Here is a 25,575-nt window from a genome sequence, read left to right as displayed (position 1 = left end):
CCATTGAGCGCGGCACGACCGGCGCGCGATGTAGGCCGTCGGCTCCCGTGGCTGCGCTCGACCGCCTGCACGAGAGGCTGCGTCAGCCGGCGCGGGCGAGCTGCGCCACGCGCCGGATCGCGTCGTCGATGCGCGCGGCCTCGATCAGCCCGTAGCCGAAGGCCAGGCCCTCGGGCGCGTCGGCCACGCGCGGGTCGAAGGCATAGCGCGACAGCGGCGCCAGCGCGATGCCGGCCTCGGCCGCGCGCCGCGCCAGCGCCTCGGCGCGCAGCGGCGCATGCAGCCAGGCCGACAGGTGCAGGCCGGCCTGCGAGGGAATGGCCTCGAACAGGTCCGCGCCATGGCGCACCAGCGCCTCGAGCAGCAGGCGGCGGCGCTCGCCGTAGACCTTGCGCATCCTGCGGATGTGGCGCGCCAGGTGGCCCTCGGCGATGAAGTCGGCCAGCGCGTCCTGGCCCAGCACCGGGCTGTGCCAGTCGGCCAGCTCGCGCATGCGCACCAGCGCCGCGCGCGCCCACGGCGGCGCCACCACGAAGCCCAGGCGCAACGCGGGAAAGAGGCTCTTCGAGAAGGTGCCCACGTAGCAGACCGAGTCGGCGCGGTCCAGCGTCTGCAGCGCGTCGAGCGGGCGGCCGGCGAAGCGAAATTCGCTGTCGTAGTCGTCCTCGATCACCACCGCCTGGCGCTCGCGCGCGAAGGCCAGCAGCGCGGCGCGCCGCGGCGTCGACATGGCCACGCCGGTGGGGAACTGGTGCGAGGGCGTCACGCAGATCACGCGCGCCTCGGCCGGCAGCCGCTCGACGCACAGGCCCTCGGCGTCGGTGGGCACGGGCACCACCTTCGCGCCCGCGGCCGACAAGGCCTCGCGCAGCGAGGGATAGGACAGCTGCTCGACCGCCACCACCGTGCGCCCCGGCACGACGAGGATGCGCGCGAGCAGCCCGAAGGCCTGCTGCGCGCCGGCGGTGACGACGATGTCGTCGGCACCGCAACCGACCGCGCGCGTGAAGGACACGTGGCGCGCGATCGCCTCGCGCAGCGCCGGCTGGCCGCGTGGATCGGCGTACTGCGCCGCTTCGCCGCCGCCGCGCGCGATGCGGCGCAGCGCGCGGTCGGACAACCGGCGCCAGATGTCGAAGGGCAGCGCGCTCGCATCGGGCAGGCCGATGCGGAAATCGTCGCGCGCCGGGCGCTGCTGCAGCGTGGGCGGCAAGTTGGCGCCGGGCACGCGCGGCGGGGCCAGGCGCGGGTCGCGGCGCGGCGTGCCGGCCTCGACCCGTGGCGACCGGCCGCGGCGCGAGGCCGGCAGGGTGTCGGCCACGTAGGTGCCGGCCCCGGGGCGGGCGACCAGGTAGCCCTCGCTGAGCAGCAGGTCGTAGGCCGCCAGCATGGTGTTGCGCGACACGCCCAGGCGCTGCGCGAGCGCGCGCGTGGCGGGCAGGCGGGCACCGGGCCGCAGCCGGCCGTCGAGGATGGCGGCGTGCAGCTGCCGGTGCAGCTCGCGCAGCAGTTCGCGCGAGCCGGTCGCGGGCAGCTGCAGGGACAGCTCGAAAAGTGGCTCCATGGAATTGGCAGATTGTGGTTCTTTTGAGGAACCAATCGCAAGCCTACGCTGGAGTCCTTGGAATGCTCGATGGAGAACCCGCCATGCACCACGATCCCGCCCCCTCTTCCACCGCTCCCGCCACGCCGGAACGCCTGCCGCCGAGCCTCGCCTGGCTCGCGCTCGGCGCCTTCGCGATCGGCACCGAGAGCTTCATCGTCGCCGGCCTGCTGCCAGTGCTCGCGGCCGACCTGCGAATCAGCCCCACGCACGCGGGCCAGCTCGTGCTGCTGTTCGCGCTCAGCTATGCGATCGGCTCGCCGCTGATGGCCGCGGCCTGCGCGCGCTTCGGCCGCCGGCCGCTGCTGGTCGCGAGCCTCGCGGCCTTCAGCGGCCTCACGCTGCTGGCGTCGATGGCGCAGGGCTTCGGCCAGCTCGCGCTGGCGCGGCTGGCGCTGGGCCTGGTGGCGGGCGTGTTCGTGCCGACCGCGAGCGCGGTGGCGGCTTCGCTGGTGTCGCCCGCCTTGCGCGGCCGTGCGCTGGCGATCGTCACCGGCGGCGGCACGCTGGCGGTGGCGCTCGGCGTGCCGCTGGGCGCCTGGATCGCGGGCTGGGGCGGCTGGCGCACGGCCTACCTGCTGATCGCCGCGCTGGGCCTGGTCGCGACCGTGGGACTGGCGGCCGGGCTGCCGCGCCGGCTCGCGGTGGCGGCGCCCGCCGCATCGGGCGGCGCGGCCTTCGCCGTGCTGCGCGCGCCGGGCGTGCTGGCCGGACTCGGCGCCAGCGTGCTCTGGACCACGGGCGGCTTCAGCTTCTACACCTACATCGCCCTCTTCCTCTCGCGCACGGTGGGCATCGGCCCCGAAGGTATCGGCGCGGTGTTCGTCGCCATCGGCGTGGCGGCGGCGCTCGGCACCGCGGCCGGCGGCTGGGCCACCGACCGCTTCGGCGCCGACCGGGTGGCGCGCGGCTTCGCGCTGCTGCTGGTGGCGGTCCTCGGCGGGCTGTCGCTCGCGGCCCAGGCGCTGCCCGGCGGCCTGGCGCTGCCGGCCGTGGTGGGCCTGGCGGCGCTGTGGGGTTTCGCGGGCTGGGGCTTCGGGCCGGCGCAGGCGGTGCGGCTGATCCGGCTGGCGCCCGAGCGCGCGCCGATGACGCTGTCGCTCAACGCCTCGGCGATCTACCTCGGGATCGCGGCCGGCTCGCTGTTCGGTGGCGTGGCGATCGCGTGGTTCGGCGTGAGCGCCGTCGGCTGGGTGGGCGCGGCCTGCCAGCTGGCCGGCGTGCTGCTGCTGGCCCGGGGCCGCCAGCGCGGCGGTGCGCTCGCGCGGGTCGGGGAGCCTGCGACGGCCTGAGGGCTTTCAGCTCCTCTTTTAATAGCAATATCGGCCGATTTGTCGCGCGTTCGCGCCAGTCCCGACCGAAACCTGAGCAACAGTCATGCCAGTCCGGTTACAATGCCGGGTTCGTTTCGATACTACGACGAAGTCTTTTCTCGTCACCCCACCGGCTGGCCGATTGGCACCGAGGCCCCCTGAACCCGATTTGAAATCCCCGGGTTCCGCACCTCCCCCGCCAGGCACGCCGGTTCTTGCCGTGTGTTGGAGCGCCAGTTCCGGCGCCCATGATTGCCACCACGGTCTTCGTTCATGTTGAAGCGAGCAGAGCGCGTCCCCGCTGCGCCGTGTGTGTCGGCCGGCCGTCGCGCCTGAAACCAAACACGACGGATTTCATTCATATCCAACAGACAACGAAGATTCGAGGTAATAAAGCATGCCGAAGGAAGAACTGATCGAAATGAACGGCGCAGTGACCGAAGTCCTGCCCGATTCGCGCTACCGCGTCACGCTCGACAACGGTCACCAGCTGATCGCCTACAGCGGCGGCAAGATGCGCAAGCACCACATCCGCATCCTGGCGGGCGACAAGGTGTCGCTGGAGCTCTCGCCCTACGACCTGACCAAGGGCCGCATCACCTTCCGCCACCTGGAACGCCGCGGTCCTCCGCCGACGGGTCCCGGCGGCAACAACGGCGGCGCCCAGCGCCGCTGAACGACCGGCAAGCGCCGACCGTCGCAGCCCCCGAGGGCCTTGCAGCACTGTCGCCCTGGCGGCGGGCTGCAAGGCCCTGATTTTTTTGCTCCTCCGACTCTTCTCCAAGCTTCCGCCGGGCCTGCTGGCGGCCACGCCATGACCACCACCTCCCCCGACGACTTCGCCACCCTGCCGCTCGCGCCGCAGGTGCTGGCCAACCTCGCGCAGCTCGGCTACGCGCGCATGACGCCGATCCAGGCCGCGAGCCTGCCGGTCGCGCTGCTCGGCAAGGACCTGATCGCCCAGGCCAAGACCGGCAGCGGCAAGACCGCCGCCTTCGCGCTGGCGCTGCTGGCCAACCTCAATCCGCGCCGCTTCGCGGTGCAGGCGATGGTGCTGTGCCCCACGCGCGAGCTGGCCGACCAGGTCACGACCGAGATCCGACGTCTGGCGCGCGCGGAAGAGAACATCAAGGTGGTCACGCTGTGCGGCGGCGTCGCGCTGCGCGGGCAGACCGCGAGCCTGGCGCATGGCGCCCACGTGGTGGTGGGCACGCCGGGGCGGATCATGGACCACCTCGAGCGCGAGAACCTCGCGCTCGACGCGCTCAACACGCTGGTGCTCGACGAGGCCGACCGCATGCTCGACATGGGCTTCTTCGACGACATCGTGACCGTGGCGCGCCAGTGCCCGAAGGAGCGCCAGACGCTGCTGTTCTCGGCCACCTATCCCGAAGGCATCGCCAAGCTCGCGCAGCAGTTCATGAAGGACCCGCAGCAGATCGCGGTGCAGGCCCAGCACACGGGCAGCGCGATCCGCCAGCGCTGGTACCAGGTCAAGGACAACGAGCGGTTGCACACCGTGAGCCGGCTGCTCGACCACTTCCGCCCGGCCAGCACGCTGGCCTTCTGCAACACCAAGCAGCAGTGCCGCGACCTGGTCGAGGTGCTCAAGGCGCAGGGCTTCAGCGCGCTCGCGCTGTTCGGCGAGCTCGAGCAGCGCGAACGCGACCAGGTGCTGGTGCAGTTCGCCAACCGCAGCTGCTCGGTGCTGGTGGCCACCGACGTGGCGGCGCGCGGCCTGGACATCGCGCAGCTCGAAGCCGTGATCAACGTCGACGTGACGCCCGATGCCGAGGTGCACGTGCACCGCATCGGCCGCACCGGCCGCGTCGGCCAGCAGGGCGGCGCCGAGGGCCTGGCGCTGAACCTCGCGAGCATGGACGAGATGGGCTTCGTCGGGAAGATCGAGCAGCTGCAGGGCCGCGAGTCCGAATGGCACCCGCTCGCCGAGCTCACGCCCGGCCAGGGCGCGCCGCTCGCGCCGCCGATGGCCACGCTGCAGATCGTGGGCGGACGCAAGGAGAAGATCCGCGCCGGCGACGTGCTGGGCGCGCTGACCGGCGACTGCGGCTATGCGAAGGAGCAGGTCGGCAAGATCAACGTCAACGAATACTCGACCTACGTCGCGGTCGAGCGCGGCATCGCCGCCGAGGCGACGCGCCGGCTCAACGACGGCCGCATCAAGGGCAAGAGCGTCAAGGTCCGGCTGCTGGATCTCTGAGGTCGCCCGCGAGCGCGGCGGCGCCGCCGGCCGCCGAGGTCGGCGCGACCGGCGCGTCGAGCACCGGTACCACGTCTTCGGGCGGCGCCGGCGCGACATCCTCGCGCAGCGCCAGCCGGTTCGCGAGCCGGAACGCCACCGTCACGGCGAGCACGCCGAAGATCGAGGCGCCCACCGCCTGCCCGATCAGCACGCCGGCCGCGCCATACTGCGCGCCCCACCAGACGAAGGGCACCGTGCCCACGGTCGCGCGGCCCCAGTTGAAGACCGTCGACAGCAGCGGATGGCCGAGGTTGTTGAACGAGGCATTGGCCACGAACAGGCCGCCCGCGAAGAAGAAGCTGGCCGCCAGCCAGCTGCAGAACAGCGCGATCAGCTCGGCCGAGACGCCGTCGGCCGAGAAGGCGCGGATCAGCAGGTCCTGCCCCAGCGCCAGCACCGCCCAGGCCACCGCCACCGACACGCCCATGACCAGCAGGCTGTCGCGCAGCCCCTGGCGCACGCGCCGGTACTGCCCGGCGCCGAGGTTCTGCGCCAGGATCGGCCCGACCGCACCGCTCAGCGCGTAGACCAGCCCGAAGGCCACCGGGCTCACGCGGTCGATGGTGGCGGCGCCGGCCACGGCCGCCGGCCCGAACTGCGCGATGCTGTGGGTGACGAAGGCGGCGCTCACCGGCGTCGCGAGATTGGTCAGCACCGCCGGCCCGGCCACCGCGGCCATCGCGCGGGCATCGGCGCCCAGCTGCTTCGGCTCGAAACGGCCCAGCATGCGGTGCCGCACCGCCACGCCGTGCAACCCGACCGCGGCCAGCGCCAGCCGCGAGAACACGGCGCTCACGGCGGCGCCGTCGAGCCCCATGCCGAAGCCGAAGATCAGGATCGGGTCGAGCACCGCGGTGACGAAGGCGCCGACCAGCGTGACCATCATCGCGCGCCGCGCGTCGCCGACCGCGCGCAGCAGCGCCGAGCAGGCCATGCCCAGGCCGAGCAGCGGCAGCGTGTGCACCGTGATCGCGAGGTAGCGCTGCGCGAAGCGCGCGGTCTCCCCCTCGGCGCCCAGCGCATGCACGGCCGGGCCGAGGAAGAAGGCGGTGCCGCTGCCGGCCACCAGCGAGATCGCCGCCATCAGCACCAGGCTCGCGGTGGCGATGCGGCGCGCGTCGTGCGCGCGGCCCGCGCCCACGGTGCGCGAGACCACGGCGGCGATGCCGATCATCAGCCCGATGCACAGCGAGGTGTGGAAGAAGCCGACCACCCCCGCGAAACCCACGGCCGCGGCGATGGCCTTCTCGCCGAGCAGCGAGATGTAGAACAGGTTGATCAGGTCGACCGCGAACACCGCGATCAGGCCGATGGCGCCGGTGCCCGCCATCACGCAGACATGCCGCAGCAGCGAGCCCGTGACGAACCTCGGCCGGGCCATGTCTCCCCCCATTGCGCTTTCTGGCATGCAAAATCCTCGCTGTGGCCTAATTACGCCTTCGAACTTCACTTTTACCCGAGCTTTCCATGCCCAAGAAAATCCGTACCGAAGCCGACCGTCTCGCCAGCCCGAAGCCCGTGCCCCTGCCCGGCTTCACCCTGCCGCGCAACGGTGGCGGCCAGAAGGTCAGCCTCGAGCGCGGCACCGCGACGCGCAGCAAGAAGAACCCCGGCAAGCGCGCCAAGAAGGGCGGCTGATCCGGCCTTCGCCGCCACGGCCCGCCGGGCCGGTGGCGCGAAACCCCGACAAACGCGCCCGCGGGCGCGTTTCGTCGTTGAGGGCCCCCTGCCGGGGCTATGAGGCTTCGATGTCCGACGACAACCAGATCCTGATCCCGCCCTCGTTCTTCGCCGTCTACACCGACGCGCGGCAGCGGCTGCGCGAGCCCATCGGCGTGGTGCGCGCGCGCTACGAGATCTGCGAGGACCTGGCCAGCCACCTGGTGGGCCATGCGCAGATCCAGCACCACACCGAGGTGCCGGTCGAGAACGAGATCCTGGCGCGCATCCACGCCGGCCTGGCCGCGCCCGAGGCGGGCCTGCAGCCCGGCGAGGCCGACTGGGTGGTGCAGCGGCTGGCCGAGCTGCTGGGCTGGCCCGGGCCCGAACCGGTGCCGTCCGGGGACTGAACCCGGCGCCGCCGCCATGCTGCTCCAGGTCGGCGAACTCGCGCGGCGCACCGGGCTCACGGTGCGCACGCTCCATCACTACGACGCCATCGGCCTGCTCGCGCCCTCGGCGCGCTCGGAGGCTGGCTACCGGCTCTACGGCGCCGACGACATCGCGCGGCTGCATGCGATCCAGGCGCTGCGGCTGCTCGGGCTGCCGCTGGCCGAGATCGGCGGGCTGCTGGGCGCCGGCGGCGAATCGCTGCCCGCGATCGTCGAGCGCCAGATCGCCGCGCTCGACCGGCAGATCGCGCAGGCCACGGCGCTGCGCGAGCGGCTCGCGCTGCTCGAACAGCGGCTGGCCGAGGGCGGCCGCCCCGACACCGGCGACTGGCTCGCGACGCTCGAGCAGATGAGCACCTACGGCCGCTACTTCAGCCCGGAGGAGATCCGTGCGCTGATGGCGAACTGGAAGGCGGTGGCCGACCAGTGGCCGCCGCTGATCGCCGAGGTGAGCGAGCGCATGGCGCGCGGCGTGCCGGCCGATGCGCTCGAGCTGCAGCCGCTGGCCGCGCGCTGGATGACGCTGATGGGCCAGTGGATGGACGGCAACTACGACCTGATCGAGCGCTGGGGCGAGATGTACCGCAGCGAGCCGGTGGCGCGGCGCGACGACGGCCCCTCGGCCGCGCTGATCGGCTACATCGAAGAGGCCATCGGCCTGCGCATGGCCGCGCTGCTGCGCCACCTCGACGCCGAGGACTTCGCGCGCCTGGGCACGCCGCCCGACGCGGCCTGGCGCCGGCTCTCGGGCGAACTCGAGGCCCTGCAGGCCCGGGGCGCGGCGCCCGGCGATCCGGCCGTGCAGGCGATCGCGCGCGAATGGGCCGCGCTGTTCGATGCCTTCTGCGACCACGACCCGGGCATCGCGGCCCGGCTGATGCGGGCCATGGCCACCGAGCCCGTGCTGCAGGCCGCGGCGGTGACCGCGCCGCCGGTGCGCGAGCTGCTGCTGCGCGCCATGGCGACGCTGCGCGCGGCCTGAAAAAACCCGCTCGTCCCCGCTTGACCCTGACGTTGCGTGAGGCCCAACAGTGGCCGCATGAACAACGCCAACACCCCTCCTTCCGCCCCGCAACGCCTGCACGCGCTCGACAACCTGCGCGCCCTCATGATGTGGCTGGGCATCGTGCTGCACGTGGCCCTCAACCACCTCACCGTCGCCTCGCCGCTGCCCTGGCGCGACCCGCAAACTTCGCGCGTCGCCGACCTGCTGCTGCTGTTCATCCACGGCTTCCGCATGCCGGTGTTCTTCGTGCTCGCGGGCTTCTTCGTCGCGCTGCTGGTCGAGCGGCGCGGCGCCGGCGCCATGCTGCGCCACCGCGCGCTGCGGCTCGCCCTGCCCTTCGCGCTGTTCTGGCCGCCGCTGTTCGCGCTGACCACGCTGCTCGCGATGGTCTACATCCACCTCACGGTGCGCGGCGTGCCGGGGCTCGACGCGGCGCTGGCGCCGCCGCGCCCGCCGGGCGGCTCGCCATTCAACACGCTGCACCTGTGGTTCATCTACCAGCTGTTCTGGCTCTGCGTGCTGGCCTGGGCCGGCGCGAAGCTGGGCCGCTTCGTGCCGGCGCGGCTGCGCGCGGGCTTTTCGCGCGGCTTCGAACTGCTGGCGCGCCAGCCCTGGGGCGTCCTGGTGCTGGCGCTGCCGCTGGCGGTGGCCGGGTCCTTCCATCCCACGGGCCTGGCGCCGCAGAGCGGCTCCTTCCTGCCGCCCTGGGGCGAATGGGTGCACAGCGGCCTGTTCTTCGTGTTCGGCCTGTGCCTGCACGGGCGGCAGGAACTGCTCGCCCGCTTCGCCGCGCGCTGCCAGCTCCTGGCGCTCGCGGGCCTGGGCTTCTTCGGCGCGACGCTCGTGCTGCTGGGCGCCGCGCGCGGCACGGCGCCCTTGCCGCATGCCGCCTTCTGGATCGCCTTCGCCTACGGCACCGCCGGCTGGCTCTGGAGCCTGGCGCTGATCGGCGCCTTCGTGCGCTGGCTGCCGCGGCGCAACGGCGTGCTCGACTACCTCTCGCGCAGCTCGTACTGGGTCTACCTGGTCCACATGCTCGGCACCGTCGGCTTCGGCGTGCTGCTGTTCCATGCGCCGCTGGGCGCGCTCGCGAAGATGGGCCTCAACATCGCCGCCACCTCGCTCGCCGCGCTCGCGAGCTACGAGCTGCTGGCGCGCCGCACGCCCATCGGGCGGCTGCTCAACGGTCAGCGCGAGGCGAAGCGCTCGAGCAGGAAGTCGACGAAGGCGCGCGTCTTCGCGGCCAGGTGACGCGAGGGATAGACGGCATAGACCGGCGTGCGGTCGGCCTCCCAGTCATCCAGCACCGCCTCGAGCCGGCCCGCGGCCAGTTCGTGCGCGACGTAGATGCGCGGGATCAGGCTCAGGCCGAAGCCCGCGAGCAGCGCGTCGCGCACGGCGAGGCTGGAGCTGACCTTGTAGCGCCCGTCGACCGGCACCGCCACGCTGCGGCCGGCGCGCCGGAAGGTCCACTTGTGGGCATGGCCCGAGAGCGTGAACTGCACGCAGTCGAAGGCCTTCAGGTCCTCGGGCCGCGCGGGCCGGCCACGGGCGGCGAAATAGGCCGGCGCGCCGCACAGCACGTGGGTCATGGTCGTGAGCTCGCGCGCCACCAGGCTCGAGTCCTCGAGCCGGTCGCTGCCGCGGATCGCGAGGTCGTATCCGCCGCCGATCAGGTCGGTGCGCGCGTCCTGCAGGTCGAGCTCGAGCCTGAGGTTCGGATGGCGCTCCATGAAGGCCGGGATGCCGGGCGAGATGCAGGTCAGCGCGAAGGTCAGCGGCGCGCTGACCCGCAGCACGCCCGACGGGCTGCTGCCCATCGGCGCGAGCGCGGCGTCGGCCTCGCTCAGATCGTCGAGGATGCGCGAGAGCCGCTGGTGGTAGGCGGCGCCGGCCTCGGTGAGGCTCATGCTGCGCGTGGTGCGGTTGATGAGCCGCACCTTCAGGTGCGCCTCGAGCTCGGCGATGTTCTTGCTGACCGCGGCGGCCGACAGCCCGAGCTGGCGCGCCGCGCCCGCGAAACTGCCGCTGGTGGCGGCGGTGCGGAAGACCTGGAGGGCGGTGAGATGGTCCATGATCCACAACCATTGGTAATGAATCAATTCATTATTCAGACATTCACAACCAACGGTCAATTGAAATAGATTCAAGCCTCCATGACCGATACCACCGACCGCAGCGCCCGCCCTCCCGCCCGGGGCGCCGACATCCTGCTGACCGCCGCCGCGCCCGCGATCTGGGGCAGCACCTACATCGTCACCACCGAGCTGCTGCCCGCGAACTACCCGCTCACGGTCGCGATGCTGCGCGCGCTGCCCGCGGGCCTGCTGCTGCTGGCCATCGTGCGGCAGTTGCCCGAACGCGCCTGGTGGGGCCGCATCCTGGTGCTGGGCGCGCTCAATTTCTCGCTGCTGTGGGCGATGTTGTTCATCGCGGCCTACCGGCTGCCGGGCGGGGTGGCGGCCACGATCACCTCGCTGCAGCCGCTGATGGTGGTGTTCCTCGCGAGCGCGCTGCTCGGCACGCGGGTGCGCGCGCTGTCGGTGGTGGCGGCCGCCGTGGGCTTCGGCGGCGTGGCGCTGCTGGTGCTCACGCCGCAGGCCAGGCTCGACGCGGTGGGCATCGCGGCGGCGCTCGCGGGCGCGGTGTCGATGGCCTTCGGCACCGTGCTGGCGCGGCGCTGGCAGCCGCCGGTCTCGGCGCTGACCTTCACCGCCTGGCAGCTCACCGCGGGCGGCCTGCTGCTGCTGCCGGTGGCGCTGTGGCTCGAACCGGCGCTGCCCCCGCTCACGGCCACCAACTGGCTGGGCTTCGGCTGGCTGGGCCTGGTGGGCGCCGCGCTGACCTACATCCTGTGGTTTCGTGGCGTGGCGCGGCTGGAGCCGGCCGCCATCGCCTCGCTGGCCTTCCTGAGCCCGGTGACGGCCGTGATCCTCGGTTGGGTGCTGCTGGGCCAGCGGCTGTCGCCGCTGCAGGTGGCGGGCATCGCCATCGTGATCGCGAGCATATGGCTGAGCCAGCATGCGCAGCGCGGGGCGCTGCCCACGGCGGCGCGACCTGCGACGCGCTGATGGATCAGGCCGCCGTGGCCTGCTTCAACAGGCTCAGGTAGCCGGGCTGCACCTCCATGCGCGCGGTGGTGCCACCGCGCTGCAACAGCCGGTGCGCCTGCGGCAGGCTCCAGCACGGCAGGCTGGTGAACATGTGGTGCTCGCAGTGGTAGTTGACCCAGTAGGGCGCGATGAAGATGCGCTCGGCCAGATTGGCATGCGTGGTGCGCGCCTGGCGCAGCGGATCGGCCTCGTTCTGCGCCACGAGCGCATGCTCGGCGATGTTGCGCACCCGGCTCACGAGCGGCAGCCAGGTCGCCATGGGCAGCAGCCACATCAGGACCCAGGCCCACCAGTAGCCGGCCAGCGCGAAGGCCAGCAGCCCCAGGCCGTTGGCGAGAAAGAAGCGGCGGTCCTTCGCGAGTTCGCGGCCGAACGCCTTCAGCGCCGATTCGCCCGGTGCGCGCTGGCGGATGCCTTCGGCGACATGGCCGAAGCGCTGCTTGTAGAAAGTCTGGCCGCTGAGGTCGCGCACCACCTTGCGCCACATCGAGGCGCGCGAGATCGGGAACGGCGCCGACAGCACGAGATCGGGGTCCTCGGTCTGCTGCACGAAGCGGTGATGCTGCAGGTGGTAGGGCCGGTAGTCGCGCAGGGTGGACGAGCACAGCCAGTGGCCGACCCAGTCGTTGACGCGCCGGTTGCGGTGCAGCCCCGCATGGGCCGCGTCGTGCATCAGGATGAACAGGCCGAGCTGGCGCGCGCCGACGATCGGCACCATCAGCGGAAGGGTCCATGGCCAGACGACGCCCACCAGCATCGCGAGGCCGATGACGCCCCAGCAGTGCGCGACCAGCCACAACCCCTTCCACGACGAGCGCGCGGTCAGCGCCTGCCATTCGTCGGTGCTGAAGAAATCCTCGGGGCGGGCTCGGGGTGCGGCGGCCATCGGGCCAGTATGCGCCGCGGGTTCGGGCGATGCACGCGGACTTCCCCGCAGACGCCTAGCGGTCGATGATCTTGCGCGCGAAGCGCTCGAGGTAGTCCATCAGCCGGTCGGCGCCCGCGATGGCGGCGGCCTCGTCGCCGGTGGCGATGCCCTGCGCCAATTCGAGGTGGGCATTGGCGCCCTCGACGATCTCGCCCTGGTGCTGGTAGGCGTACCAGAAGCGGCGGCACTGCACGATCAGCGGCGTGACGGCCTTGACGGCCGAGTCGTTGTGGCTGGCCTGGTGGTTCACCAGGTCGAGCGCATGGTCGGCGCGCATGTAGCCGTCGAGGTCGCCGCGCGTGGCCGCCTCCACCATCTGCTCGGCGCAGCGCACGATCTCCTTGCGCTGCGGCGCGGTGGCGCGGCGCGCGGAGCAGGTGGCGATCAGCTGCTCGAGCACGCGGCGCGTCTGCACCACGTCGAGGTGGTCGGCGAGGTCGATGGTCGACACCAGCAGGCCGCGGCGCGCCTGCTGCACCACCAGGCCGATCGACACCATGCGCATCAGCGCCTCGCGCACCGGCGTGCGGCCCAGGCCGGTGCGCTCGGCCAGCTCGGCCTCGACGATCTGGCTGCCGGGCTCGAGCTGCAGCGTGGACAGCAGGGTCTCGATGGCGTCGTAGGCCATGTCGGCGGCGCGGCGCTTCGGGGCGGACGCGGGGGCAGGGGCGGGAATCGGAGCAGCCATGGAGGTTCGGGGACGCGGATCTGCGTAGTGTGGATCAGTCCGGGTCGCGCGCGCCCAGGCCGGCCAGCGTCGCGATGCGCACGGGCGACAGCGGCGGCCGCGGCGCGGGCGGCGTCCAGCCGAACAGGAACTGCGCGGCGTCTCCGCACACGCGCCCCTGGCACGGCCCCATGCCGCAGCGCTGGTGCAGCTTGGCGTCGGTCCAGCCGCCGCAGCCGGCGAGCGCCGCGAGGGGCACGTCCTCGCAGCGGCACACCAGCGTGTCGGGCCGGGCCAGCGCGCGGATCGCGGGACCGGGCGCGAAGCTGCGGTGCAGGCGCGTGGCGAAAGCGTTCCAGCGCGCGCGCTCGGCGTATTGCAACCGTGCGGCCTTTTCGTCGCCGACGGCCGCATGGCCCGCGATGGCGCCCTGCGCGAGCGCGCGTTCGCTGCCGCCGAAGCCCGTGCATTCGCCGGCCGCGTAGACGCCGTCCAGGCTGGTGGCCTGCCGCTCGTCGACGGCCAGCGCGAGCGTGCCGCTGTCGCCGAAGGGCGCGAGCGCGCAGCCGAGCATCTGGCCGAGCTGGGTGTTGGGCACGAGGCCGAAGCCGCAGGCCAGGCGCTCGCAGGCCATCTCCCGCATGCGGCCGCCCTGGTTCAGGCGCACCGATTCGAGCCGTGTCGTGCCCAGTGCCTCGACCACGTGCGAGCCCGTGCGGTAGGCCGCATCGGCCAGCGTCAGTGCCTGCACCGCCTTGCCCGGCCAGCGCGCGAGCCCCAGCACGAAGCCCGCGACCGCGCCGAAGGCCGCCTGCTCGGCGATGCGCAGCACTTTTGCGCCGGCCTGGCGCGCGGTGGCCGCGGCTGCCAGCAGCAGCGGGCCGGTGCCGGCGACGACGATGCGCTCGCTCGCCACCGGCAGGCCGGCCTTGATCAGCGCCTGCAGGCCGCCCGCGCCGGTCACGCCCGGCAGGGTCCAGCCCGGAAATGGCAGCAGGCGTTCGCGCGCGCCGGTGCACAGCACGAGCCTGCCCCAGCGCAGGCGCCAGGCGCGCTCTGCCTCCTCGAGCAGCAGTTCGCGCGGCGCGCTGGCGGCCACCACGCGCGTGCCGCTGTGCACGCGCACGTTGGCGCGGGCGGCCAGCGCCTCGCGCAGCCGGCGCGCGGCCGGCGGCAGGGTGGCACCGGGACCGTCGCGCCAGATCTGGCCGCCGGGCACGGGGTTGTCGTCGATCACGACGATGGACGCGCCGCTGGGCGCGGCCGCCAGCGCGGCGGCCATGCCCGCGGGACCGGCGCCGACGATCAGCAGGTCGCAGTGCTCGAGGCCGACGGCGTCGGTGCTCATCGCAGGGTCTCCACGCGCATGCCTTCCCCGCAGACGGTCTGGCAGGCGAGGCGGCGGCGGCCGTCGATGGCGACGCGGCATTCCTGGCAGATGCCCATGCCGCAGAGGGGCGCTCGCGGCTGGCCCGTGACGGAGACGCGCGCGACGCCCATGGCCGGGGTCGTGTCGGCGATGCGCAGCGCGGCGGCGACCGAGCTGCCGGCCGCGACGCGCACCTCACGGCCGTCGATCTGCAACAGAACCTGCGGCGCGGCGTTCATGCCACCGTCTCCAGCAGCCGCCCGGGCGCGAAGGGCCGCGCATCGAACGGCGGCGCAGTGCCCGTCATCAGCGCCACCAGCAGCTCGGCGCTGCCCGGCGCGGTGGTCACGCCCAAGCCTTCGTGGCCGAGCGCGAGCCACAGCTTCTCGCGCCATGGATGCGCGCCCAGCAGCGGCAGGCCGTCGGGCGTGGCAGCGCGCAGGCCGGTCCAGCTGCGGATGGCATTGAGTTCGCCCAGGCCCGGCAGGTAGTCGATCGCGCGCCGCAGCATGCGCGCGAGCATCGCGGACTCGACCGCGGGATCGGTGGTGTCGAACTGCCGCGAGGAGCCGACCAGCAGTTGCCCCGTGGGCCGCGGCTGCACGTTGAAGGCGACCGAGTCGCCCTCGGCATGGTGCGCACTGGTGACGTAGCCGAGCTCGACCAATTGGTGCCGCACGGTGCCCGGATAGCGGTCGGTGATCAGCAGGTGGCCCTTCTTGGGCCGCAGCGGCAGTTCGGGGCACAGCGCGGCCGCCTCGAGGCCGGCGGCCAGCACGACCTGCGCGGCGCGGCGCCGGCCGCCGTCGGCCAGAAGCAGCGTGCCGTCGTCCTCGATGGCCGCGACCTGGGCCTGCTCGAATTCGACCGCGGCGCCCGCATCCGCGAGCAGCCAGCGCGCCGCGTTGGGCGCATAGAGGATGCCGTCGCCCGGCACCTCGAGCGCGCCCGCGAGGCCGGCGCGCAATGCCGGTTCGGCCATGGCCAATGCCTTCGCATCGAGCAGCCGGCTCGCGATGCCCAGCGCGGCGAGCCGTTCGCGCTTGCGTTCGGCCTCGGCCATCTCCGCGTCGTCGGCGGCGATCCAGAGCGTGCCGCAGGCGCTGTGCGCGCAATCGGCCGGCATGCGCGGCGCTAGCGTGCGCCACAGGTCGATCGAGCGGCTGCTGAGTTCGAGCTCGGCGCGGTTGTCGTCCATCGCCACGAGATGGCCCATGCCGGCGCCGGTGGCACCGCCCAGGCGCGCATCGATCACGCGCACGCGGCGGCCGGCGCGCGCGAGCGCATGCGCGCAGGCGGCGCCGACGATGCCGGCGCCGATGACGATCGCGTCCGCGTCGGCCATCTGCCGTGTCAGAGCCGGATGCCCCAGCCGAAGGGATCGGCCTCGTCGATCAGCAGGGTGGCTTCGGCGCTGATGTGGGCGCGGCCGCGCAGCGTGGGGATGACGCGGCCGTCGTCGGCGGGCTCGTAGCTGGCCTCGAAGCGGCTGCCGATCACGCTGGCCTGCGTCCACGCCTGGCCGGGCGCGAGCTTGCCGTCGGCCGCGAGGCAGGCGATCTTGGCGCTGGTGCCGGTGCCGCAGGGCGAGCGGTCGTAGGCATTGCCGGGGCACAGCACGAAGTTGCGGCTGTCGGCGCCGTCCGCGTCGTCGGCGAACAGTTCGATGTGGTCGATCTCCGCGCCCTCGGCGCCGGTGATGCCCTGCGCCGCGAGCGCGCGCCGCAGCGCGGCCGTGTAGTCGGTGAGCGCGGCGAGGTTGTCGCTCGCCACGCGCTGGCCGTGCGCGGCCTCGCTCACGAGGAAGAACCAGTTGCCGCCCCAGGCCACGTCGCCGCGCACGGTGCCATGGCCCGGCAGCTCGACGGCCACCTGGTGCAGGTGACGGTACGCCGGCACGTTGCGCACGCTGACCGCGCCGTCCGCGTGCAGCGTGGTGGTGACGGTGCCCACGGGCGTCTCGATGCGATGCTCGCCGGGGCCGATGCGGCCCATGTGCGCGAGGCTCGCGACCAGGCCGATGGTGCCGTGGCCGCACATGCCGAGGTAGCCCGCGTTGTTGAAGAAGATCACGCCGGCCGCTGCATCGGGCGCGACCGGTTCGCACAGCAGCGCTCCGACCACGACGTCGCTGCCGCGCGGCTCGAGCACGGTGGCGGCGCGCCATTGGTCGTGATGCTCGGCCAGCAGCGCGCGGCGCTCGGCCATGCTGCCGCGGCCGAGGTCCGGGAAGCCGCCGGTCACGAGGCGGGTGGGCTCGCCGCCGGTGTGCGAGTCGATGATCTGGATGCGGTGCATGGAGATGGGCGCATCGCCTTCCTTGAAGACGGCGATGCGTTGAAGGAAAAGGAGGAGGAAGGGGCCGCGGCCCCTTCCGGGAAGGCGTGGCTCAGTAGCTCGCGAGCGCCGTCGGCGCGGCGTTCTTGAAGGTGAACACCGTGATCGGCGCCTGCTTCATGTTGCCCTTGTCGTCGTAGGCATAGGTCGCGGCCACGCCCTTGTAGGTGGTCTTGTAGAGCTCGGCGCCGACCTTGTCGGGATCGATCGAGTTGGCCTTGGCCATCGACTCGCCGATGAACATCACCTGGTCGTAGTACGAAGCCGCGTAGGCATCGGCGTCGACGCCGAAGCGCTTCTTGAACTTCTCCTTGAAGGCCGGACCGCTGACCGCCTTCTCGAGGATCGAGCCGCCCTGGGCGCAGAACACCGCGTCGTTGACCGCGTCGCCGCCGAGCTTGCCCATCGCGGGGCTGCACAGCGTGTCGCCGCCGAGCAGCTTGGCGTTGATGCCGAGCTGCTTCATCTGGCGCGTCATCGGCGCGCCCTGCGGCGCATAGCCGCCGAAGAAGATCGCCTCGGGCTGCTTGGCCTTCATGTTGGTCAGGATGGCGGTGAAGTCGACCGCCTTGTCGGTGGTGAACTCCTGGCCGACCACGGTGAGGCCCTGCTTCTTCGCTTCCTTGGTGAACTCCTCGGCGAGCCCCTGGCCGAAGGCGGTGCGGTCGTCGATCACGCCGACCTTGGTGACCTTGAGCACCTTGGCCGCGTAGACCGCCATGCTGCCGCCGATCTGGTTGTCGCTCGCGATGATGCGGTAGAGGTTCTTGTAGCCACCCTGCGTGACCTTCGGGTTGGTGCCCACGGTGGACAGCAGCACGCCGCCGTCGCTGTAGACGCGCGAGGCCGGGATGGCCACGCCCGAGCAGTACGGGCCCATGACGAACTTGACGTTGTCGTCGACGAACTTCTGCGCCACGGCCACGCCGCTCTTGGCGTCGCAGGCATCGTCCTCCGACTTCAGTTCGAACTTGAGCGTCTTGCCGCCGACCACGAGCTTCTTGGCGTTGAGCTCCTCGATCGCGAGGCGCACGCCGTTCTCGTTGTCCTTGCCCGCGAACGCATTGGGGCCGGAGAGCGGCCCGGTATGGCCGATCTTGACCACCTGCTCCTGCGCCTTCGCCTGGGTTGCGAGGGCCAGCGCCACGAGGCCGAGCAGCGGAATCATCTTCGATGGTGTCTTCATGCTTCTTCCTGGATAAGGGGACACGGAGGGTACGAGGGAAACGAGGGCGCCGCCCTCGGGGGAAACGCAGCAAACGAAGGGCTTAGGCGACCGATTGGTACTTGGCCGGACGGGTCGCGAGCGCCTTCTTCACGATGGCCTCGATGGCCTCGCGCTCGGCGCCCACCAGCGGCAGGCGCGGACGGCGCACGTGCTCGGTGCCCACGCCCACGAGGTGGTCGATGAGCTTGAGGTTCTGGACCAGCTTGGTCGAGACGTCGAGATGCAGCATCGGCGTCATCCACTGGTAGAGCTTGAGCGCCTCGGCGAACTGGCCGGCCTTCATCAGGTCGTACAGCGCCACGGTCTCGCGCGGGAACGCGCAGCCCACGCCGGCCAGCAGGCCGTCGCAGCCCAGCGCCAGGCCCTCGTAGGCGAGGTCGTCCACGCCGAGGAACAGCTGGTAGCGGTCGCCGACCGTGTTGCGCAGGTCGGTGATGCGGCGGATGTTGTCGGTGCTCTCCTTGATGGCCGCGATCCATTCGCAGTCGGCCAGCTCGACCATGTGCTCGGGCTTGAGGTCGACGCGGTAGGCCACCGGGTTGTTGTAGACCATCACCGGCTTCTGCGCCGCGTTGGCGATGGTGCGCACGTTGAGCATGGCTTCGCGCGCGTCGGCCACGTAGATCACCGAGGGCATGACCATGTAGCCGGCCACGCCGAGCTTGTTGCCGCCCTCGACGTAGCGCAGCGCCTCGCGGGTGCTGGTCTCGGACACGTTCGCCAGCACCGGGATGCGGCCGTCGGCGGCCTCGAGCGCGATCTGCGCGACCTGCAGCTTCTCCTCGAGCGACAGCGTGCTGGCTTCGCCGAGCGAGCCGCAGGTGACGAGGCCGTGGATGCCGTTGCGGATCTGGAAGTCGATGTGGCGCGCGGTGCCTTCGGCATCGATGCGCTCGTCGGCATGGAACTTGGTGGTGACGGCGGGAAAGATGCCTTGCCAGCGGGGGTTGCTCACGAATTCGCTCCTTGGATGGGCCCGGATGGGCGGGGCTGGGACGGAGCGGATTTAAATATATTAAGGATATACCGTCAATATTCTCGTAAACGCGCATACCCGGCCGGAAGGCCGGGCGTGTCTCGAAACACCGGTGGGGTCTACTTGTGGCCGTCGGCCGGGCTCAGCGTGTGGCCCTTGAGCCTGACGGCCTTGCCGATCGGCGGCGCGCTGCGCGTCTCGACGCTGCGCAGCGTGCCGTTGTCCATGCGCACGCCAACCTGGTAGACGGTGACCGTGTGGGTGCGCTTCTCGATCTCGTTGCCCGCATAGCCGCCGCCGACGGCGCCGAGCACGGTCGCGGCCGTGCGGCCGCCGCCATGGCCGATCTGGTTGCCCACCAGCCCGCCGACCACGCCGCCGGCCACCATGCCGACGCCGCTCGGGCGCTGGGTACGCTGCACGGCGCGCACCGTCTCGACATGGCCGCAGACCGCGCAGGGCGGGGCGGCGGGTTCGGGCGCGGCGGCCATCGGCGCCGGGCCCGCGGCGGGCACGGGTTGCGGCACGGCGCTCATCGCTGGCGCGGGCGCCGTCGCGTTGGCGGTCGGGCCCGACGGCAAGGGCTGGAGCGCCGGCGGCGCGGCATCGGGCTTGAAGTCGTCGGGCGCCGGGCCGGTGGCCAGGGCCACGGGCGGTGACGCCGCCGTGCCGCTGCTCTGATGCTTCTGCCACAGCGCGCCGCCGAGCGCGGCCACCGCCACCGCGAGCACGCCGATCACCACCCAGAGCTTGTGTGTTCCACCCTGGCGCGAGGGCATGGCTGTTGTCGTTGTCTGTTCCATGAAAGCCTTCCTTCCTGCGGTCCGGCCTACGAGCCGGAACCCGTTCCCAGCATCGCCCGCGGAAGGCCGAAGTCAATGCACGGGCGTCCTACACGCCGGCACGCGGCGAGCGCATCCGACTGGAGGACGAGACCGGGTCAGGACGTCGCGGCAGGCGCCACGCCCGAAAGGAAGCGCCGCGCCTCGGCGCGCATGCCGCGGGAAACGGCCTCCCAGGTCCGCGCGGGAAAGTCCGCGGGCAGCGCGGCCTCGACCTCGGCCAGCGCCTCGTCGAGGGTCTCGACCATCGCGAGCATCGCGCGCCAGGTGTCGTCGCCGCCGTTGCGCATCGCGAGCCCCCACCAGTGGCGCGCCTGGATGGTGTGCAACGCATAGTGCGCGTTCTTCGAGCGCACTGCCATCGCCAGCTCGGCCCGGCGCGGCTGGAACTGGCTCGCGCCGTTGCCGAAGTAGGGCCACATCGAGAGCACGTCGTAGAGCGGCGTCATCTCGTAGGCATCGCCGCGCTGCAGGTGGATCGAGAAATTCTTGGCATGCCCGTCCGTGGCCGCCAGCAGGAAGAAGGCGAGCTGCGCGAGCAGGAACAGCGTGCCGTCGTCCCGGCTGCGGCTTCCCTGCAGCAGTTGCAGGCAGCGGGTCATGCCGGGGCCGCCGTGCTGCTCGTACTTGCGCTCGGGCGGCAGCGCCATCGCCTGGCAGAAATCTTCCTGCGGCAGGCGCGCGATCCAGCGCTCGCCGTTCGCGCCCGCCATCCACTCGCGGTCGAAGCGCTCGACCGCCAAGACCTTCTGGTCGCCGAAGGTCTCGATGGCGGTCGGCGCGACCGGCAGACCCAGCGCGCCGACGATCCGCGCGCAGAGCCATTCGTTCTGCACCGAGTCCGAGGCATCGACGCGCCGCGAGCCACCGATCAGCCCCAGCGGCAGCTTGAGGATGTGGGTGGTCGGCGTGGCGCCATGCGGGCGGCACCAGCGGCCGTCGACGCGGGTCAGCGCGGTCTTTTCCTGCGCGCCCGCGAGCGAGATGCGCAACAGGTCGCGGTCGCGCAGCCGCTCGGGCGTCGATTCGGTCGGCACGGCGCGCAGCAGCTCGGTCACCTGCTCGTCGGCGAGCGGCTCGCAGTTCACGCGGTCCCAGCCTTCGGGCACCGCGCCGTCGGGCAGCAACTGCACCGCGCCCACGCAGTCGCGGCCGATGGCTTCGAGCAGGTCGAAGACCTTGGTGTTCCTGAGCCCGAAGCGCTGGCCCAGCCGCGCGCGGATCCGCTCGTTGTCGGGCAGCAGGTTGTCGAAGTAGTTGCGCACCGCCTCGCCCTGGACTTCGAGCGCCGTGGTGATCGGCAGCGAGAGCGACAGCGAGCGGCGCCGCGGCGACGCGAGCCAGGCGGGCTCGTAGCGGAAGGTGTGGGATTCGCGATCGACCGACCAGGTGCCGACGAGCTCGCCGTTCATCCAGGCCTTGAGCGCGCGCCTCACCAGGAGCCCTTCCTCGGTGTGGCGGCGAAGCGCTCGCGGGCGGCGGGCGCGGGGCCAGCCGCGGTGGGGCGCGGCGCTTGCGGCACTTTCGGCTCACGGGGCGACGGGGCGGCCGGCGGCGGCTCCACGCCTTTTTCCTGGACGACCGACGCGGCCGGCGAAGGCACCCGGCCATAGGCGCGCGCCGCGTTGCGGTCGTTCGGGCGCGGGTCGCCATCGGGAAGTTCCGCATTCGCCGGAACCTCGTCCTCGTCGCGCAGCGAGATCGACGCGCCCAGCGCCGCCAGCAATTTCATCAGCTGCTCGAAGCCGACGGCCCCCGGATTCGCCTCGATCTCGGCGATCCGGGCCTGGCTGACGCCGACGAGGGCGCCGGCCTGCGCCTGCGTCAGGCCGCGCTTCTTCCGCAGCGCCTGGAGGTGCGCCCGGAGCTGGTCGGCAAAACGAAGGGGGTAGTCCATCTTGTCTTCAAGATATAGGCCTATCCTTGTTTTGTCAATTTACAGGCTTATGCTTATATTTACCTTTTATCTGTCAAAGCTTGTATTCGACTTCAATCGACCTTCGCCCCCGAAGCCTTCACCACCGCCCCCATCGCATCCCAGTCGGCGCGCAGCAGCTTCTGGAATTCCTCGGCGCTCTGGCTGCGCGGCTCCACGCCCAGCCGCGTGAAGCGTTCCTGGATCGCCGGGTCGGCGATCACCTTGTTGACGGCCGCGTTGAGCCGCTCGACCTCGGCCTTGGGCGTGGCCGCCGGCGCGAGCAGGCCGATCCACGAGTCGAAGGCATAGCCGGGCAGGCCGCTCTCGGCCACGGTCGGCAGCTTCGGCAGGAAGGGGCTGCGCGACTGGCCGGTCGAGGCCAGCAGCTTCATGCGCGGATCGCTCTGGAAGCCCATCACGCCGATGCTCGACGAGATCACCGCCTGCACCCGGCCCGCGAGCACCTCGTTGACCGCCTCGCCGGTGGACTTGGTCGGGATGTGCGTCATCTGCAGCCCGGCCTTGGCGAGGAACGAGGCCATCGCGAGGTGCGTGGCGCTGCCGTTGCCGGCCGAGGCGTAGTTGTACTTGCCGGGATTGGCCTTGACCTCCTTGATGAAGTCGGCCGTGGTCGACACGTTCATGCCGCTGGCCACCGCGAGCACGTAGCCCGCGTTGCCGATGTTGGCCACGCCCACGAAGTCCTTGAGCGGGTCGTAGGGCAGCTTGCTGTAGAGGAAGCCCGCGATGTTGTGGCTCGCGGCCGCGAGCACCAGCGTGTTGCCGTCGGCCGGCGCCTTGGCCGCGATCGCCGCGCCCACGGTGCCGCCAGCACCCGCGCGGTTCTCGACGATGGCGCTCGCATTGAGCGCCGCGCCGAGTTCGTTGTTGAAGGCGCGCGCCACGGTGTCCTGCACCGCGCCGGTGCCGAAGGGCACGACGATGTGGATCACGCGCTGCTGCGCCATCGCGGGCAGTACAGCCGCCGCGAAGGCCAGGGCGAGGAGCGAGCGTCGGGCGAACGGGGTGGTCATCGGTGGGGCCGCTTTCGTCGGGTTGGAGAAAGGAAGAAGTCCGCGTGGTCGCTTCAGCGCCCCGGCGCGAGCCAGCGCTGCGCCAGCCGCACGAAGTAGCTCGCGCCGATCGGGATGATCTCGTCGTTGAAGTCGAACGAGCTGTTGTGGATGATGCAAGGCCCGGGCCCGTGGCCGTCGAGGCGGTGGTCGCCGTCGCCATTGCCGAGGAAGGCATAGCAGCCGGGCCGCGCCAGCAGCATGTGGGCGAAGTCCTCGGCGCCCATCACCGCCGGGAAGTCGGTGGTGACCATGTCGTCGCCCACCACCTCTCGCATCACGCCGGCCGCGAAGCGCGCCTCGGCCGGGTGGTTCACCGTCGGCGGCGAGGAGCGGTTGAAGAACACCTCGGCCGTGCAGCCGTGCGCCGCCGCCACGCCCGCGGCCACCTCGCGCAGCCGGGCTTCCAGCAGGTCGATGGCCTCGATCGAGAAGGTGCGGATGGTGCCGCCGACCGTGGCCTCGTCGGGAATGATGTTGGGCGCGTCCGAGCCGCGCAGTTGCGTGACCGCGAGCAGCGCGCGCTCGGTGCTCGGGATGGTGCGCGCGACGATGGTCTGCAGCTGCTGCGCGAGGTTGACCACCGCCGCCACCGGGTCGATGCCGGTGTGCGGCATCGAGGCATGCGTGCCGCGCCCGTGCAGCGTGATGCGGTAGGTGTTGCTCGAGGCCATGAGCGCGCCCTCGTTGAGCGCGAAGCGGCCCACGTCGCCGACCGGGAAGTTGTGCAGGCCGAAGACCGCGTCGCACGGGAAGCGCTCGAACAGGCCCTCGTCGATCATCTTCTTGGCACCGGCCTTGCCCATCTCCTCCGCGGGCTGGAAGATGAAATGCACCGTGCCGTCGAAGTCGTCCGGGCCCTGTTGCGACAGGTGCCAGGCGGCGGCCAGCAGCATGGTGGTGTGGCCGTCGTGGCCGCAGGCGTGCATGCGGCCCGCGTGGCGCGACTTGTGGGCGAACTCGTTGGCCTCGTGCAGCGGCAGCGCGTCCATGTCGGCGCGCAGGCCGATGGTGCGCGCACCCGTGCCCTTGCGCAGCACGCCGACCAGGCCGGTGCCCGCGATGCCGCGGTGCACCTCGATGCCCCATTCGGCGAGCAGGCCGGCCACTTTCTCGGAAGTGCGGTGTTCCTCGAAGCCGAGCTCGGGGTGGGCGTGGATGTCGCGCCGGATGTCGACGAAGCGCGCGACGTCGGCGAAGGAATCGACGATGTTCATGGGGGCGGCTGGCTGGATCGTTCTGGAAGCGAACGATTCTGGCGCAGCCACCCGCCGCGCGCATGCTCGATTACGAGGCTCGGCCGAGCCGGCCCTCCTGCCGCAGCTTCGCGCCGATGCGACGGATCTCGACCTCGCCCTGGTCCAGCGTCGCGCGGCTGGTGTGCACCGAGTAGTGGCCCATCACGAGCTCGTGCGGATGCTTGACCGCCGAGCCCAGCACGAAGGAGGTGTCGCCGTGCGCCACCAGCTCGATGGCCTCGCCCGACTCCTCGAACACCGCGAGCTCGCCGTCGCCGATCGGCCCGCCGGCCGCATCGCCCGCGTCGAGCCGCCCGCTCTCCACCGCGAGCCAGCCCACCGTGTGGCCGGCCGGCGGCGTGTAGCGCCAGTGCTCGCCGTCCTTCAGTTGCACCGCGAGGTAGTTGATCGGCGCGGGCGCCGGGATCGCGCTGCGCGCCGCGCCGTAGCTGCCGAGCAGCACGCGCGCCGGGCCCTCGCGCGGCACCTGCGAGGGCGCGAGGTAGATGCTCTGCGCGGGCGCGTTCTCTTCCGATGCGGGCAGCGCCACCCAGAGCTGGAAGCCGCGCACGCGCTTCACGCCCGGCGCCGGCGCGCCCGTGTGCCAGACGCCATTGCCCGCGCGCATCCACTCGACGCCGCCGCCGCGCAGCACGCCCTGTTCGCCGGTCGTGTCCTCGTAGAGCGTGTCGCCCTCGATCAGCCAGGTCAGCGTGGCGATGCCCGAGTGCGGATGCATGCCGAAGCCGCGGTGACCGCCCTCGGTGTCGAAGCCGAACAGGTCCAGGAAGACGAAGGGCTTGAGGAATTCGCCGAGGTCGCCCGGGCTCACGAGCCGCGCGATCGGCCCGTGCTTCATGCCGCGCGTGCGGTAGACGATGGCGCGGGTTCGTGTTGCGACTTCAGCGGTCATACGGCCTCCCTCGCGGTCTTCAGTGCCTTGGTCCACCACGCGAGGTCGTCGAGCATGCCGCCCGCAGACTGCGCGAGGTGCGGGAAGTCCTCGAAGTTCTTGCCCTGCTGCCAGATGCCGAGGAACTCGACCATGCCGATGTGGACCGCGTTGCGCACCGGTGCCATCTGCATCTCGACCGCGATCAGCCGCAGCTGCTCGATCGCGCGCGCCGCGCCCACGCCGCCGTAGCCCACGAAGCCGATCGGCTTGCGCACGAACTCCTTGTAGGCCCAGTCGATCGCGTTCTTCAGCACCGCGCTCGGGCCGTGGTTGTACTCGGGCGTGACCACGACGAGGCCGTCGAAGCTGGCCAGCTTCGCCTGCCAGCGCCGCGCGGCCTCGTTCTTCACCGGGCCCCAGGCCGGCGCGCCGGCTTCGTCGAAGAAGGGCAGCGGATGGTCGCGCAGGTCGACCAGTTCGAAGGCGAGGTCGGTGCGCTGCTTCGCGATCTCGTGGATCCAGTGCGCGGGCTTCTCGCCGAAGCGGCCTTCGCGGGTCGAGCCGATGACGATGCCGATGAGGGGTTGGGTGGTGGACATGGAAGCTCCTGGGATTCGGGGTCGATGGATGGATGGACGGGCCTGCGGGCCCGATGGATCGAAGGTTAGGGCGCCACCCATTGATCGACTAGACGG

Annotated in this window: 26 protein-coding genes; 8 read left to right on the top strand and 18 right to left on the bottom strand. The window is 71.8% G+C overall.

Annotated elements, in window-relative coordinates; all coding sequences use genetic code 11:
• Positions 1–82 precede the first annotated feature (82 nt).
• Positions 83–1,564: a MocR-like pyridoxine biosynthesis transcription factor PdxR gene (pdxR, locus tag KV106_RS08295; protein WP_057593718.1), complete on the bottom strand. Its 1,482-nt coding sequence runs from the start codon at positions 1,562–1,564 to the stop codon at positions 83–85.
• Positions 1,565–1,647: 83 nt separating this feature from the next.
• Here pdxR and KV106_RS08290 point away from each other — a divergent pair, with 83 nt between their 5' ends.
• The 3 genes from KV106_RS08290 (at position 1,648) to dbpA (ending at position 5,137) form a co-directional block, all read left to right on the top strand.
• Complete coding sequence (locus tag KV106_RS08290) at positions 1,648–2,895, top strand: MFS transporter (RefSeq protein WP_261208881.1); 1,248 nt, start codon at positions 1,648–1,650, stop codon at positions 2,893–2,895.
• A gap of 418 nt (positions 2,896–3,313) precedes the next feature.
• The gene (gene infA / locus KV106_RS08285) at positions 3,314–3,592 is read left to right on the top strand and encodes a translation initiation factor IF-1 (RefSeq protein WP_057597684.1); all 279 of its coding nucleotides are present in this window, start codon (positions 3,314–3,316) and stop codon (positions 3,590–3,592) included.
• Between the two features lie 138 nt (positions 3,593–3,730).
• Positions 3,731–5,137, top strand: a complete 1,407-nt coding sequence (dbpA, locus tag KV106_RS08280; protein ID WP_261208880.1) for an ATP-dependent RNA helicase DbpA — start codon at positions 3,731–3,733, stop codon at positions 5,135–5,137.
• On the opposite strand, the gene KV106_RS08275 is transcribed toward dbpA, so the two are convergent.
• A complete protein-coding gene (locus KV106_RS08275; RefSeq protein ID WP_261208878.1) occupies positions 5,112–6,560 on the bottom strand; it encodes an MATE family efflux transporter in 1,449 nt (482 codons plus the stop codon). The two genes, dbpA and KV106_RS08275, sit on opposite strands and share 26 nt — an antisense overlap.
• A gap of 86 nt (positions 6,561–6,646) precedes the next feature.
• Between KV106_RS08275 and KV106_RS08270 the strand changes: the two genes are divergently transcribed.
• From KV106_RS08270 to KV106_RS08255, 4 genes are all read left to right on the top strand, one after another.
• Positions 6,647–6,817 (top strand): hypothetical protein, encoded by a 171-nt coding sequence (locus tag KV106_RS08270; protein WP_172705803.1) that lies wholly within the window; start codon positions 6,647–6,649, stop codon positions 6,815–6,817.
• A 110-nt stretch (positions 6,818–6,927) separates the two neighbouring features.
• On the top strand, positions 6,928–7,248 hold the full coding sequence (locus KV106_RS08265; protein WP_057597681.1) for a hypothetical protein: 321 nt from the start codon (positions 6,928–6,930) through the stop codon (positions 7,246–7,248).
• Positions 7,249–7,264: 16 nt separating this feature from the next.
• A complete protein-coding gene (locus KV106_RS08260; RefSeq protein WP_261208875.1) occupies positions 7,265–8,272 on the top strand; it encodes a MerR family transcriptional regulator in 1,008 nt (335 codons plus the stop codon).
• A 57-nt stretch (positions 8,273–8,329) separates the two neighbouring features.
• The gene (locus KV106_RS08255) at positions 8,330–9,547 is read left to right on the top strand and encodes an acyltransferase family protein (RefSeq protein WP_261208873.1); all 1,218 of its coding nucleotides are present in this window, start codon (positions 8,330–8,332) and stop codon (positions 9,545–9,547) included.
• Here the strand turns inward: KV106_RS08255 and KV106_RS08250 are convergent.
• Entirely contained in the window at positions 9,484–10,371 is an 888-nt protein-coding gene (locus KV106_RS08250) for a LysR family transcriptional regulator (protein ID WP_261208871.1), read from the bottom strand. The genes KV106_RS08255 and KV106_RS08250 overlap by 64 nt on opposite strands.
• A gap of 81 nt (positions 10,372–10,452) precedes the next feature.
• Here KV106_RS08250 and KV106_RS08245 point away from each other — a divergent pair, with 81 nt between their 5' ends.
• Complete coding sequence (locus tag KV106_RS08245; RefSeq protein WP_208513064.1) at positions 10,453–11,367, top strand: EamA family transporter; 915 nt, start codon at positions 10,453–10,455, stop codon at positions 11,365–11,367.
• A 4-nt stretch (positions 11,368–11,371) separates the two neighbouring features.
• Here the strand turns inward: KV106_RS08245 and KV106_RS08240 are convergent, their stop codons facing one another.
• The 15 genes from KV106_RS08240 to KV106_RS08170 form a co-directional block, all read right to left on the bottom strand.
• The gene (locus tag KV106_RS08240) at positions 11,372–12,295 is read right to left on the bottom strand and encodes a fatty acid desaturase family protein (protein WP_261208865.1); all 924 of its coding nucleotides are present in this window, start codon (positions 12,293–12,295) and stop codon (positions 11,372–11,374) included.
• A gap of 55 nt (positions 12,296–12,350) precedes the next feature.
• Positions 12,351–13,025 (bottom strand): GntR family transcriptional regulator, encoded by a 675-nt coding sequence (locus KV106_RS08235; RefSeq protein WP_261208863.1) that lies wholly within the window; start codon positions 13,023–13,025, stop codon positions 12,351–12,353.
• 34 nt (positions 13,026–13,059) lie between these two features.
• Complete coding sequence (locus KV106_RS08230; RefSeq protein WP_261208861.1) at positions 13,060–14,352, bottom strand: NAD(P)/FAD-dependent oxidoreductase; 1,293 nt, start codon at positions 14,350–14,352, stop codon at positions 13,060–13,062.
• Positions 14,349–14,612 carry a (2Fe-2S)-binding protein gene (locus KV106_RS08225; protein WP_261208857.1) on the bottom strand — a complete coding sequence of 88 codons (264 nt, stop codon included), beginning with the start codon at positions 14,610–14,612 and terminating at the stop codon, positions 14,349–14,351. The genes KV106_RS08230 and KV106_RS08225 overlap by 4 nt, the downstream gene beginning before the upstream one ends.
• Positions 14,609–15,718 (bottom strand): NAD(P)/FAD-dependent oxidoreductase, encoded by a 1,110-nt coding sequence (locus KV106_RS08220; RefSeq protein ID WP_261208856.1) that lies wholly within the window; start codon positions 15,716–15,718, stop codon positions 14,609–14,611. The genes KV106_RS08225 and KV106_RS08220 overlap by 4 nt, the downstream gene beginning before the upstream one ends.
• A gap of 8 nt (positions 15,719–15,726) precedes the next feature.
• Positions 15,727–16,671 (bottom strand): 4-hydroxyproline epimerase, encoded by a 945-nt coding sequence (locus KV106_RS08215; RefSeq protein ID WP_261208855.1) that lies wholly within the window; start codon positions 16,669–16,671, stop codon positions 15,727–15,729.
• Positions 16,672–16,762: 91 nt separating this feature from the next.
• Positions 16,763–17,896, bottom strand: coding sequence for a branched-chain amino acid ABC transporter substrate-binding protein (locus KV106_RS08210; RefSeq protein WP_057593242.1), 1,134 nt, complete (start codon positions 17,894–17,896; stop codon positions 16,763–16,765).
• A gap of 82 nt (positions 17,897–17,978) precedes the next feature.
• Positions 17,979–18,893: a dihydrodipicolinate synthase family protein gene (locus tag KV106_RS08205; protein WP_057593243.1), complete on the bottom strand. Its 915-nt coding sequence runs from the start codon at positions 18,891–18,893 to the stop codon at positions 17,979–17,981.
• 140 nt (positions 18,894–19,033) lie between these two features.
• On the bottom strand, positions 19,034–19,693 hold the full coding sequence (locus KV106_RS08200; protein ID WP_261208851.1) for an outer membrane lipoprotein: 660 nt from the start codon (positions 19,691–19,693) through the stop codon (positions 19,034–19,036).
• 161 nt (positions 19,694–19,854) lie between these two features.
• On the bottom strand, positions 19,855–21,168 hold the full coding sequence (locus KV106_RS08195) for a HipA domain-containing protein (RefSeq protein WP_261209528.1): 1,314 nt from the start codon (positions 21,166–21,168) through the stop codon (positions 19,855–19,857).
• A gap of 20 nt (positions 21,169–21,188) precedes the next feature.
• Positions 21,189–21,653, bottom strand: coding sequence for a helix-turn-helix domain-containing protein (locus KV106_RS08190; protein WP_261208848.1), 465 nt, complete (start codon positions 21,651–21,653; stop codon positions 21,189–21,191).
• Between the two features lie 92 nt (positions 21,654–21,745).
• Positions 21,746–22,708, bottom strand: coding sequence for a tripartite tricarboxylate transporter substrate-binding protein (locus tag KV106_RS08185; RefSeq protein WP_261208846.1), 963 nt, complete (start codon positions 22,706–22,708; stop codon positions 21,746–21,748).
• Between the two features lie 53 nt (positions 22,709–22,761).
• Complete coding sequence (locus KV106_RS08180) at positions 22,762–23,964, bottom strand: M20 aminoacylase family protein (protein WP_093351605.1); 1,203 nt, start codon at positions 23,962–23,964, stop codon at positions 22,762–22,764.
• A gap of 70 nt (positions 23,965–24,034) precedes the next feature.
• A complete protein-coding gene (locus KV106_RS08175) occupies positions 24,035–24,898 on the bottom strand; it encodes a pirin family protein (protein WP_261208845.1) in 864 nt (287 codons plus the stop codon).
• On the bottom strand, positions 24,895–25,479 hold the full coding sequence (locus KV106_RS08170; protein ID WP_261208844.1) for an NADPH-dependent FMN reductase: 585 nt from the start codon (positions 25,477–25,479) through the stop codon (positions 24,895–24,897). The genes KV106_RS08175 and KV106_RS08170 overlap by 4 nt, the downstream gene beginning before the upstream one ends.
• Between the last annotated feature and the right edge of the window lie 96 nt (positions 25,480–25,575).

The sequence above is a fragment of the Variovorax endophyticus genome (assembly GCF_025376855.1).
Lineage (GTDB): Bacteria > Pseudomonadota > Gammaproteobacteria > Burkholderiales > Burkholderiaceae_C > Variovorax.
This window is presented reverse-complemented; position numbering and strand designations above follow the sequence as displayed.

What these genes read in the sequence shown, in the direction of transcription:
- pdxR (WP_057593718.1), bottom strand. Translation starts at nt 1,564, where the DNA reads ATGGAGCCACTTTTCGAGCTGTCCCTGCAGCTGCCCGCGACCGGCTCG.
- KV106_RS08290 (WP_261208881.1), top strand. Translation starts at nt 1,648, where the DNA reads ATGCACCACGATCCCGCCCCCTCTTCCACCGCTCCCGCCACGCCGGAA.
- infA (WP_057597684.1), top strand. Translation starts at nt 3,314, where the DNA reads ATGCCGAAGGAAGAACTGATCGAAATGAACGGCGCAGTGACCGAAGTC.
- dbpA (WP_261208880.1), top strand. Translation starts at nt 3,731, where the DNA reads ATGACCACCACCTCCCCCGACGACTTCGCCACCCTGCCGCTCGCGCCG.
- KV106_RS08275 (WP_261208878.1), bottom strand. Translation starts at nt 6,560, where the DNA reads ATGGCCCGGCCGAGGTTCGTCACGGGCTCGCTGCTGCGGCATGTCTGC.
- KV106_RS08270 (WP_172705803.1), top strand. Translation starts at nt 6,647, where the DNA reads ATGCCCAAGAAAATCCGTACCGAAGCCGACCGTCTCGCCAGCCCGAAG.
- KV106_RS08265 (WP_057597681.1), top strand. Translation starts at nt 6,928, where the DNA reads ATGTCCGACGACAACCAGATCCTGATCCCGCCCTCGTTCTTCGCCGTC.
- KV106_RS08260 (WP_261208875.1), top strand. Translation starts at nt 7,265, where the DNA reads ATGCTGCTCCAGGTCGGCGAACTCGCGCGGCGCACCGGGCTCACGGTG.
- KV106_RS08255 (WP_261208873.1), top strand. Translation starts at nt 8,330, where the DNA reads ATGAACAACGCCAACACCCCTCCTTCCGCCCCGCAACGCCTGCACGCG.
- KV106_RS08250 (WP_261208871.1), bottom strand. Translation starts at nt 10,371, where the DNA reads ATGGACCATCTCACCGCCCTCCAGGTCTTCCGCACCGCCGCCACCAGC.
- KV106_RS08245 (WP_208513064.1), top strand. Translation starts at nt 10,453, where the DNA reads ATGACCGATACCACCGACCGCAGCGCCCGCCCTCCCGCCCGGGGCGCC.
- KV106_RS08240 (WP_261208865.1), bottom strand. Translation starts at nt 12,295, where the DNA reads ATGGCCGCCGCACCCCGAGCCCGCCCCGAGGATTTCTTCAGCACCGAC.
- KV106_RS08235 (WP_261208863.1), bottom strand. Translation starts at nt 13,025, where the DNA reads ATGGCTGCTCCGATTCCCGCCCCTGCCCCCGCGTCCGCCCCGAAGCGC.
- KV106_RS08230 (WP_261208861.1), bottom strand. Translation starts at nt 14,352, where the DNA reads ATGAGCACCGACGCCGTCGGCCTCGAGCACTGCGACCTGCTGATCGTC.
- KV106_RS08225 (WP_261208857.1), bottom strand. Translation starts at nt 14,612, where the DNA reads ATGAACGCCGCGCCGCAGGTTCTGTTGCAGATCGACGGCCGTGAGGTG.
- KV106_RS08220 (WP_261208856.1), bottom strand. Translation starts at nt 15,718, where the DNA reads ATGGCCGACGCGGACGCGATCGTCATCGGCGCCGGCATCGTCGGCGCC.
- KV106_RS08215 (WP_261208855.1), bottom strand. Translation starts at nt 16,671, where the DNA reads ATGCACCGCATCCAGATCATCGACTCGCACACCGGCGGCGAGCCCACC.
- KV106_RS08210 (WP_057593242.1), bottom strand. Translation starts at nt 17,896, where the DNA reads ATGAAGACACCATCGAAGATGATTCCGCTGCTCGGCCTCGTGGCGCTG.
- KV106_RS08200 (WP_261208851.1), bottom strand. Translation starts at nt 19,693, where the DNA reads ATGCCCTCGCGCCAGGGTGGAACACACAAGCTCTGGGTGGTGATCGGC.
- KV106_RS08195 (WP_261209528.1), bottom strand. Translation starts at nt 21,168, where the DNA reads ATGAACGGCGAGCTCGTCGGCACCTGGTCGGTCGATCGCGAATCCCAC.
- KV106_RS08190 (WP_261208848.1), bottom strand. Translation starts at nt 21,653, where the DNA reads ATGGACTACCCCCTTCGTTTTGCCGACCAGCTCCGGGCGCACCTCCAG.
- KV106_RS08185 (WP_261208846.1), bottom strand. Translation starts at nt 22,708, where the DNA reads ATGACCACCCCGTTCGCCCGACGCTCGCTCCTCGCCCTGGCCTTCGCG.
- KV106_RS08180 (WP_093351605.1), bottom strand. Translation starts at nt 23,964, where the DNA reads ATGAACATCGTCGATTCCTTCGCCGACGTCGCGCGCTTCGTCGACATC.
- KV106_RS08175 (WP_261208845.1), bottom strand. Translation starts at nt 24,898, where the DNA reads ATGACCGCTGAAGTCGCAACACGAACCCGCGCCATCGTCTACCGCACG.
- KV106_RS08170 (WP_261208844.1), bottom strand. Translation starts at nt 25,479, where the DNA reads ATGTCCACCACCCAACCCCTCATCGGCATCGTCATCGGCTCGACCCGC.